An 11,167-nucleotide genomic window follows, 5' to 3' on the forward strand; every position below is an offset into this window, starting at 1 on the left:
AATCATCTAGTAAGCAAGAAGTAAGCAATAAAACTTTTTACTCACGCAAAAGCTTGAATTACAAAGCACGGAAGGGGGTGCGACCTCGCACCTTTATTGCGTAGTTAAAGCTGGGGGAGCTGGGGTGGCTCTTGGAGAAAGGTGCGATCGCAGAAAGTCGTTAGCTCCCTGTCCATTATTGATGCAAAATGTAGGTACGCTCTGAAAACACAATTTCTAATTGGTATGAATTGCAAAGAAACCTATTCACTTTAGTTGTGCGCGACTATATTGTGGAAAATCTTACCAATGTTTGTGCTGCTTAAATGACATGGATTAAGTTCTTTGTCAATGCGTAACTCTCATCTGATTATCAGATATTTTTTGTATTGATATATACTAAAGTTTACAGAAATATCAAGGGTTCACCCAGTTATGGTTAGCTCTCAAGTCAGTCTTCCTGGGTATCAAGTTAGCGACATCATTTATGAAGGTTACAGAACCATTGTTTATCGCGGATATCGAGACAATGATTCATTACCAGTAGTGATTAAACTGCTGAAAAATCCTTATACCAGGTTTAGTAAATTAGTAAATTTTCGTAATCAATATACCATTATCAAAAATATTTACTTCACCGGAATCATTCAAGCTTACAGTCTTGTAGCTTATCAGCATCGTTATGTATTAATCATGGAAGATTTTGGGGGTATTTCTCTGTCAGAGTGGAGAAGGACAAGAGGAAACCAAGCCAACTTGAGAGAATTTTTAGAAATTGCTATATCTTTATGTGATATTTTAAATTTTCTCTACCATCAAAAAATTATTCATAAAGATATTAAATCCAGTAATATTTTAATTAATCCAGAAACTAAACAAGTTAAATTAATTGATTTCAGTATTGCATCTTTATTACCACGAGAAACACAAACCTTAGTCAATCCTGATGTTTTAGAAGGAACACTGGCTTACATTTCTCCTGAACAAACGGGGCGAATGAATCGGGGACTTGATTATCGCACAGATTTGTATTCTTTAGGTGTGACTTTTTATGAACTCTTGACAGGAGAACTACCATTTCATTCCCAAGATGCGATGGAATTGATACATTGTCATATTGCCAAAGCAGCACCATTAGCAAATGCAATTAATCCAGACATTCCAGATGTAATTGCAGAAATAGTCAAAAAATTGATGGCAAAAAATGCCGAAGACCGCTATCAAAGTGCCTTGGGACTGAAGTATGATTTAGAAAAATGCTGGGTGCAATTGCAAGAAACAGCTAGAATTGGAAGTTTTAGCATTGCACAGAGGGATGTGTGCGATCGCTTTCTTATTCCTGATCAACTGTATGGACGAGACACTGAAGTAAAAACCCTACTGACAGCTTTTGAGAGCGTCAGTCAAGGAGCAACTGAAATCATGCTAGTTGCAGGTTTTTCTGGGGTTGGTAAAACTGCGGTAGTTAATGAGGTACATAAGCCAATTTTACGACAAAGGGGTTATTTTATTCAAGGCAAATATGACCAATTGAATCGTAATATTCCCTTGTCAGCATTCGTGCAAGCTTTCCGTGATTTAATGAGGCAATTATTAACAGAAAGTCATGCTAAAATTCAGGACTGGAAGCAAAAAATATTAGCAGCGCTGGGAAATAATGGACAAGTCATTATTGAGGTTATCCCAGAATTAGAAAGCATTATTGGCAAGCAGCCACCAGCTATAGAATTATCAGGAACAGCATCGGAAAATCGCTTTAATTTATTATTCCAAAAATTCACTCAAGTTTTTACCAGTGCCGAACATCCCTTAGTAATATTTTTAGATGATTTACAATGGGCAGATTCCGCATCATTAAAATTAATCCAGCTATTAATGGTTGATACGAGTTATCTGTTATTAATTGGGGCGTACCGTGATCACGAAGTCAACCCAGGGCATCCATTAATGTTGACTGTGAGTGAGTTACAAAAAACTTCGGCAATAATTAATACGATTACATTAGCACCACTCAATCAAATCCAAATAAATCAATTAGTTGCTGATACAATCAAATGCTCAGAATTATTGGCATCTCCTCTTTCTAAATTGGTATTTCAAAAAACCCAAGGTAATCCATTTTTTGCTACCCAATTTCTCAAAGCATTACATCAAGATGAATTAATTCAATTTAACTTTGAGTTGGGTTGTTGGCAATGTGACATTACACAAGTAACAACTCAAGCGGTAACAGATGACGTTGTGACTTTTATGAGTTACCAACTACAAAAACTATCGCCATCAACTCAACATTTGCTAAAGTTAGCTGCTTGTATTGGCAATGCTTTTGATTTAGATACTTTGGCGATTGTTGCCCAAACATCCCCAATTCAGGTATCTGCTGATTTATGGCAGGCCTTACAAGCGGGATTGATTGTACCAGTTAATGAAGTTTATAAATTTTATATTGGACAAGAAAATCTTGTATGTACATTAGAAAATTCCCATTCAGTGACATACAAATTTTTACATGACCGAGCACAACAAGCCGCTTATTCCTTGATTGCTGATGATCGCAAGCAAGCCACCCATCTAGAAATAGGTCAGCTATTACTACGTAATTCTACCGTCAGTGAAAGAGAAGAGCGACTTTTTGAGATAGTCAATCATTTGAATATCGGTACTACCCTGATCATACAGCCATCAGAACGGGAAAGCTTGGCACAGTTAAATCTAGCGGCTGGACGCAAAGCCAAAACTGCCACAGCCTATGGTGTGGCGATCAATTATTTCGCCACAGGCATCAAGCTTTTACCTGCAACCGCCTGGCAAAGCCATTATGCCCTGACTCTGTTACTCCATGAAGAAATTACTGAAGCCTGTTATCTTCATACTGATTTTGAGGAAATGGAACGGTGGGCAAACACCGTATTACAAAATAGCAACGCCTTGCTAGACACCATTAAAGTTCAACAAACCCGAATTATGGGAGCTAAAGCCCAAGGTAAATTTCTTGAGTCCATCCAAATTGGATTACAGGTACTACGTTCCTTGGGCATTGAATTTTCAGCACAACCCACCCAGGAAGATATAGAACAAGCCTTTCGTGTGACGCGATCGCTGTGGGCAGATCAAGACCCTTTCAGCTTACTAGATTTGCCCACCATGAGTGACCCCCAACAGTTGGCAGCAATGGAAATAATGACAGTTTTAGTGTCTGCCGCCTATATTTCAGGTTCTAGCTTCATGCCATTGCTGATTTTCAAACAAATTGAATTATCCATTCAGTCAGGCAATAGTCCCGTTTCTGTATTTGCTTACGGTGACTATGGGGTCATTTTATCTGGTCTGATGGGTGACATTGAAAATAGCTATAAATTTGGAGAATTGGCATTAAGCCTGCGAGAACGACTGCAACTAATATCCTTTAAACCCCGCAATTGGTATGTAGTTCATGCTTTTATCAAGCATTGGAAAATTCCACTATCGGAAACTGTTCTGGGTTTGCACGAAACCTACCGTAGTGCGCTAGAAACTGGCGATATTGAGGTTGCTTGCTTAAGTGCGGCGATATCCTGTGGCTACGCTTTTTATCTAGGACAGGAATTAACCGAACTGAATCAGATTATCAATGCCTATTACCCAACTATTAAAAATTATAAACACAGCACTTCTCGCCATGAACACGACATTCAGCAACAAACTGTATTGAATTTACTGGGAGAGGGAGAAGGAGTTCCTGATCAGTTAACGGGAGCAGTATTTAACCAAGAAATATACATACCACAGATGCAAGCAACCAATCAACGCACGGCATTGTGTCTGTGGTATGTGAATCAATGCTTTCTCTATTATTTGTTTGGCAAATATGCAGCAGCCAGCCAAATGTCTGTTCAAACTGCTCAATACCTAGATGGGGCGATCGCTACTTTTTTAATTCCTGTCTACTCGTGCTTGGATGCCTTAATTCAGTTAACCCAGTATGCCACTGCATCTTCCCCAGAACAACAAAACATCCTGTTAAAAGTTCAACAATATCAAAACCAATTGCAGTATTGGGGAACATTAGCTCCCAGCAACCATCAGCATCGTTGGCAACTGGTGGAAGCAGAACGGTGTCGGGTATTGGGCAATAAAACCGATGCCATAGAAGCTTATGATCGCGCCATTTCCCTAGCCCAAGCAAACCACTTCCTTCAAGATGAAGCCTTAGCTAATGAACTGACTGCTAAATTTTACCTTGACTGGGGCAAAGAAAAAGTTGCCGCCGGATATATGCAAGAAGCTTACTACTGCTATGCTCGATGGGGAGCAAAAGCCAAAACAGATGATTTGGCAAAACACTATCCCAATTTACTGACACCAATTTTTTACTTGACAAAATCTGGGATTAGTGAATCAATATCAACTAAATCATCTATATCTGCTAACAAATTTTCTGCCACGCTGGACTTAAATACAGTTCTCAAAGCCTATCAAACCCTCTCCAGCGAAATCCAACTTGATCGACTGCTACAAAACCTCATCCAACTTGTGATTACTAATGCTGGTGCTGACAAAGCTGCGCTGTTCCTCAACTATGAAGGCACTTTGCAACTGGGAATTAAGTATTTTGATCATGCTGTTCAATCTCTGGAACGCAAAACTGTAGATCAATGCCAACAGATTCCCCACGCACTCATTCATTATGTTGAGCGCACCCTAGAAACAGTGATTACCAACTGTAAAAACCATGTCAGCACCATTAATGATCCCTATTGTCTCCAGTACCAACCCAAGAGTTTGTTGTGTACACCGATTCTCAATCAAGGGCAGTTGCTAGCTATCCTGTATTTAGAAAATGCCATCACCTCTGGCGCTTTTACCGATGAGCGAGTGGAATTGCTGAAATTGCTCTGTTCCCAAGCCGCAATTTCCCTAGCAAATGCCAGATTGTATGAGCAATCCCAATCCTATGCCCAACAGTTAGAGCGATCGCTGCAAGAACTACGTGAGAGTGAATCCCGCTTCCAAACTCTCGCGCAGAACATCCCAGGAGTCATTTTTAGGGCTGGTATTAACCTCAAGGACGGATCGCGATTCACCCCCTATGTAAGTTCTGGCTGCTATGCTCTTTATGGTGTCAGTGCTGAAGCTGTGATGGCAGGAGAATATCTGTTAAGCGACTTTGAACATCCTGATGATCACCCCAGAATTGACCAAGCCATCGAGCAATCTGTTAAGAATCTCTCGCCTTTTCGTGAAGAATTCCGTATTATCTCGTACACAGGTAAGATAAAATGGATTAAAGTAGTTGCCCAACCTAAAATCTACCCAGACGGGTTAATGATGTCGGACGGTGTTGTGATCGATATCACCGAACAGCAAACTGCACTTCATGAACGCAAACAAGCAGAAATCGCCTTAGCAGAAAGTGAAGCCAAATTCCGGGGCTTGGTAGAAGGAGTTGCTGACGTAATTTGGTCAGCAGAAACAGACGGTACATTGAGTTATCTCTCCCCGCAATTTCAGACCATGTTTGGATTAAACCCTGCTAATTGCGTGGGGAAATCCTTCTTAGATTTGATCCATCCCGATGACTTAGAACGGATCGTGGTATCAATTAGACGTATAGTTGAGCGAGGTGAAAAACTTATCAATCAAGAATTTCGTCATCTGTGTCAAGACGGTAGTTATTTGTGGGTGACAGTCACCGGCGTGCCGATTTATGATGCTGAAGGTCATATAATTCGACACCAGGGTGTTATTCGAGATATCAGCGATCGCAAAAGACACGAAGAACAACTCGAAAAAACCAATGCAGAACTCATCCGTGCTACCCGCCTTAAGGACGAATTTTTAGCTACCATGAGTCACGAATTACGTACCCCCCTAAATGCAATTTTAGGTATGACTGAGGGATTGCAGGATGAAGTATTTGGGGAAGTCAACGACAAACAACAGCGAGCCTTAAAAACTATCGAGAGCAGTGGTAATCATTTACTCGAATTAATTAACGAAATTCTCGATCTCTCTAAAATTGCATCAGGGCAAATTCAACTTAACTGTGCAAATACCGCAATTATACCTTTATGCCAACAAAGTCTCGAATTTATCAAACCCCTAGCTGCCAAAAAATCGATTCAGATAGAAAGTAAATTACCGATTGATTTACCCACATTGTACATAGATGAACTACGTATTCGCCAAGTGTTAATTAATCTCCTCAATAATGCCGTCAAATTTACCCCAGAGGGTGGTTCTATTACCCTAGAATTTATTTCCCCCAGTGCAACCGAGCCGCAAAATTATCTACAAATTGCCATCACTGACACAGGGATTGGTATCGCTCCCGAAAATTTCCAGAGAGTATTTGAACCATTCATTCAAATTGATAGCAGCTTCAATCGCAACTATGAGGGTACAGGATTAGGATTAGCTCTCGTCAAACGCATCGTTGAACTGCACGGAGGTGAAGTGACATTAACCAGTGAACTGGGGGTAGGTAGTTGTTTTGCTATTTACTTACCCTTGCGAGTAGATAATTTCTGCGATTCAGGTATTGAGCCGAGATACGGATACCGTTGGCGAAATATTTCTTAACGCTGAAAATCCTTGTGCTGTCGTGGAAACCCGTCAAAGAAGGAGAGCGATTTTTTTCGGGGGAGATGGGACTGGTAGTGAGCCGAGATATGAGTAAAAACCTGCAAGATGGTCTGGAAACTCCTGTTATATATAGGGTTCAGGCATTTTTAAGTAAAATTGACTCTAGAGCGCAAATATAAGGTATATATTGCTACTTTACTTGGAGTATTTATTAATTTTGTTTACAGGTTTTATAGCAAGGACGATGAGTATCTTTCGCAGTCAATTGTCTGAAACTCTTATAAATAAAGGATTATAGCCCAAAGCATTAGCCTTTTACCACAGAGTATTTATTATTCTCTGTGGTAGGCGAAAAGCAATTATTGACCCTCAGACTGCAAGTATCTTCTCTCAAAATCCTACTTTCGCCTAAAAACGCTCAAACTTATATACAGCAAGGCTTTTCAGTCCATCTTGCTGCTTTTTACTTGTATCTCGGCTCAATACCTACATGCGTTGAATCAATCGGTCTTTAACCGAATAATCATAGCTAAAAATCTTTAAGTATTTAATAGATGCTTTCCAATATTTAAGAACTCGTTGCGATGAGGCGGCAACGCGGAGTGGCTCTTGCGGGCTTTTGGATCTAGTTGGCTCAACCAGTTTCTTCATGCCCGTAAGAGCCACCGCCTCATCGAGCGAAGCGGCAACGAGTTCGTCGGCGCAACATGAGATCACCGACTTAAACCGCGCTGCTGCTGTCTGCGTTTCTGTTGCTCTATGTGCAGTATTTCGAGCAAATCCTCATTCCAAGTATGATTATTGGGTGGAAGTTGCTTACTTTGGGGCAATAATTTTAATACAGTTTTGGCTGTTTCTTTACCTTGGTCATCTTTACTAAATGCCAGCCCAATTCTGCTGATATTTTTGAGGAATTCTAGTGGCAAGTTATCCGGGTCATCGACTACTAAGTACATTGTTTTGACTGGTGGTAACCCCTTGTGTGCGTCGATATCCATATGTGCTAACGTCAGTGCATCAATGGGTGAGTCACACAAAAATACTCTCTCGATTTTATCGTCTGTTTCTCTACCTAAGTTAATGTGAAACCAACTCTGTCTTGATTGGGTGTTTTCGCTGTTCTGCGAACAGCGATCGCCTTGCTTTGGGGTGTCCCAAACCAGTGCGCCTGATTTAGAACCATTGAGAGAACGCTTGATAAATACAACTTTTCGCTGCTGGTCTATGTAACCCAATCCTTTTAGATGTAATGTTTCGACTAAATTTGACGAGATACCACGTTGCTGAGTCAGGTAATTTTTTAATGCAGGCCATAGGCTCTCATCTTCTGATGGTGGCGTGAACTGGGGTGAACTCTGTTTTTGCTCTTTATTAGATGCCAGTTGATTGTTAGCAATTAAAACTAATGCTTTAGCTTCCTCAGTAGTCCATCGGGCGGGACTGGCTAATATAATTTCTTCAACTTCTTCTACTGGCCGATTATCTAATAACGCTCTATTAGCAATTTCTTTGTCTCGGTCAGTCAATAATAAGTTTTGCAATTCGGTACTGTAATACTTATATAACTCGGCTAAAGAATTCTCTTTTAGCTTTGGTTTATCTGTGGTTAAAGGTTGAGCTTTATTTTGAGCGCTCGCATTTATGGATTGTTGGTTTAGAACTGTTCGCCCGACAGGATTGTTTAACAGCTGCTCAATCCGGGCTTCATCCCTTTGTGGCTGGTAGTCAATTCCTCGATGTTTTTGCAAGCCTGGGAAGGTGTAAGCTGCACCCAATTGTGTACCACTGAAAGCAATTCCATCTTTTTCGTAGGAGATGCCTTTTGACTTGCCATTTCTGGTAAATCCTGTCCTGACACTGATACCAGATTGCTGCAATCGCATGATAAGTTCGGGCATTTGGGGATTGTCAACAGATGCGTTGTCAATTGTCTGCTGAAGTTCCTCTTTGATGGTGCGTCCTGGTGGCTGCTCAAGTTTACCCAATTCATATTCTTCTTGCTCTCGCCTTATACGCCTGATTTGCCCAGTGCTGGGTGTGCGTTGAAGTTTTTCTCTACTACCAATTACTTGCACCAAATCATAGTCAATCTCAATTTGTCGCAGCACTTTCTCAGAGCGTACATAGTCCCAAGAATCATGCACTAACAGCCCTGTATCCATCCTGATGCGGCTGGCGGCAATGTGGATGTGGTCATCATCGGTGTTGTGGTGGCGGAAGATAACAAACTGATTGGCATCAAAGCCCATCTCAAACATGTAGCGTGAGCCAATTTCATTCCATTTCTCATCATCTAACTTGTCGCCCTTGGCTGCTGATAATGAAACATGGTAAACAACACGTTCTGCATCTGGATTTAGTTGTCGAGACAGTCTAAATTCACGCGCCAACTCCCGCGCATTTCTCCCGCTCATGTTTCCACCAATCAGTTTGGCATCGTCGCGTGATACTAAATAATCTAACAGATGGCGAAAACCTCTACCCTTCGTCTGCTTCCCAATCATCGCTTTCTTCTTCCTCTTCTTCCCAGTCGTCAGATTCCGTGTCAGCTTGGGCAATGTTTCGTCTGCACTGATGCAATACTTCTAATAGTTCTCGTAACAGTTCTGGGTTGGCTGGTGGAGTGCGCCCCATTTTTATCGCTGTGTTGGTAGCTTTAACGAGTTGGTTTAAGTTGTTACCTATTTGTCCCAGTTCCCAATATGTTTGTAGGCTAATCTTGCTCAGTCGTTTGGGCAATGGTCGCAACAATCCATTACGCCTCATCAATTCACTGGCTGACATTCCTGCATCTAGTGATTTTATCCGCAGCAGATCCAACTCAATATCACTCAGCCTGAGTGAAAACAGATGCTTCCTAACGAGTCTTTTTGACTGCTTGCGATTAGCCATAACCAGAGGTTTAGAGTACAAAGCGTTGCGGGGTTTTTTAAGGGGGTGCGCCCCCTTGAACCAGCCGCCGTCCGAGCGCAGCGAGGTAAAGCGTTAGCTTTAAGGCATGGCTGGCTTCTAGCCCAATTTCGGGTTAGTGGAGGTGTCGCGTGCTACCTATGTACGGAGGCGCAGCGAGAAGCTGAGAGGCGGGATGCGGAGAAGGCGTGATGTGACAATACTACAACTAACAGTGCGTGATGGCAACGGCGTAGCCGTAATAACGGAAAATCAAGCAGGAGGTAAATTCTTTCTTAGACTCCCGCCACAATAGGGGAGATAAAATCAGCTAGGGCTTAATGGGAAAAAGGGCGTAGCCGCAGTAACGAATTTATAACTTCGTTATAAGGAGTATGGCTAAATAAACATCACAGTGTAGCGGCTACACTAAAAGGTAGTTTGGCTTAGGCGCAATAGTCAATTTTTTTGGCATTTTGAAAAGAAGCTGAGGCAGATTTTTTTAAATAGTCGATAATTAGTAGTTAATTAATAACTGCATGAAATAACAATGGCTGAACATCAGAATTCAGAGGTAATTACTAAGAGCAAGGTTGAGAAGGCCATCTCACTGCTAAAGGAACAGAAGCCAAAAGAGCGAGATGATGTATCGGATAGAGTTGCTGTTCAGAAAATGAGGCGGTACATTGAGAAATTAACTTCCTCTAAGTATGGCTACACTTACGATGAAGTTTCAGAGATGCTGAAGGGGCTGGGCATTCATTTGAGTGGCAGCAGAATCAAATATTTAATAGGTGAATTGAGAAAAAGCAGCCGTAGTCGTCAAAAAGCAGAGCCAAGCGACGACAGTAGTACGTCAGAGAATCCGGCTACTGAAACTCAGCCGACAGTTAAAGCCAACAGTGAAGCTGAGAAATCACTTGTAAATAGTGCAAAAGGCAAGAGCAAAAAACAACAGCCAGCAGTGCAGGAAAAAGAGGATAAATCAGTGCCGCAGAGCCAAACAAACAGAAATGCTTTTGTGCCAAAAATTTACAGGGATGAAGATTTATAAGCTGGTTTAATTATGACAATCTAGTGACCCAATTCAACGAGCAGTATTAGTGGAGTCTGCCATTGATGCTATGTCAATAGATTAATTGACTTTAGTTTTAGCCTTTGATGAGTTCAGGCAGGACTAAATATCACTCGCCAACTACAACTCTAAAATCATCAGTTGTAGATATGGGCAGTTTCTCCTTGGATTTTACTAACTTGGGAGTGTCAGGTTTGTTTAATGTAGACTTTGGTGGACGACAGCGCTCACAATACTTTGGTTGGGATGGGTAGCAGATACGTTCTACCACCTCATTGCACTGCTTACACACAAAGCGATAGGTTCTCTGTTTGATCACCCGGATATGAGCCTGAACAAAAACTTCCTTACTTTCCACCAGTCTGTTACCTCAATGACAATTAATAATTCCTATGGCTGAATATTCATCGATTCTAAGGTTATTAGAAGCAGAGCGTGAACGCTACATCCTGGAGGCAGCTGAGTTGTCACGCCGCCTCAAACTTGTTCACGAGCAGATGAACGCTCTAGACGCTCTAATAAGAGGATACGCAACAGAAGAACAGATGTATTCTACCCCCAGGGCAAACGCATCTTAATTTAAAGTGAAGGCAAATAATGCACTGGTAGATGAGTCAGTTCAATGATTTTCAGGATGAATACATTGATTGTTGAGCGAAT

The 11,167-nt window shown here is 41.4% G+C and carries 5 protein-coding genes; 3 read left to right on the forward strand and 2 right to left on the reverse strand.

From position 1 onward, the window contains the following. The first annotated feature begins 414 nt into the window (after positions 1-414). Positions 415-6,540, forward strand: coding sequence for an AAA family ATPase (locus tag H6G41_RS31305; protein ID WP_190751909.1), 6,126 nt, complete (start codon positions 415-417; stop codon positions 6,538-6,540). A gap of 716 nt (positions 6,541-7,256) precedes the next feature. Here the strand turns inward: H6G41_RS31305 and H6G41_RS31310 are convergent. Together H6G41_RS31310 and H6G41_RS31315 are read right to left on the reverse strand one after the other, a co-directional pair. Next, positions 7,257-9,047: a relaxase/mobilization nuclease domain-containing protein gene (locus tag H6G41_RS31310; RefSeq protein ID WP_190751910.1), complete on the reverse strand. Its 1,791-nt coding sequence runs from the start codon at positions 9,045-9,047 to the stop codon at positions 7,257-7,259. Beyond that, positions 9,022-9,435, reverse strand: coding sequence for a plasmid mobilization relaxosome protein MobC (locus H6G41_RS31315; RefSeq protein ID WP_190751911.1), 414 nt, complete (start codon positions 9,433-9,435; stop codon positions 9,022-9,024). The genes H6G41_RS31310 and H6G41_RS31315 overlap by 26 nt, the downstream gene beginning before the upstream one ends. Positions 9,436-9,577: 142 nt before the next feature. On the opposite strand from H6G41_RS31315, the gene H6G41_RS31320 reads away from it, so the two are divergent. Continuing rightward, the gene (locus H6G41_RS31320; protein WP_190751913.1) at positions 9,578-9,748 is read left to right on the forward strand and encodes a hypothetical protein; all 171 of its coding nucleotides are present in this window, start codon (positions 9,578-9,580) and stop codon (positions 9,746-9,748) included. A 234-nt stretch (positions 9,749-9,982) separates the two neighbouring features. Next, the gene (locus H6G41_RS31325) at positions 9,983-10,486 is read left to right on the forward strand and encodes a hypothetical protein (protein WP_190751916.1); all 504 of its coding nucleotides are present in this window, start codon (positions 9,983-9,985) and stop codon (positions 10,484-10,486) included. Positions 10,487-11,167: the final 681 nt, after the last annotated feature.

The organism is Tolypothrix sp. FACHB-123 (assembly GCF_014697075.1).
Taxonomy (GTDB): domain Bacteria; phylum Cyanobacteriota; class Cyanobacteriia; order Cyanobacteriales; family Nostocaceae; genus Aulosira.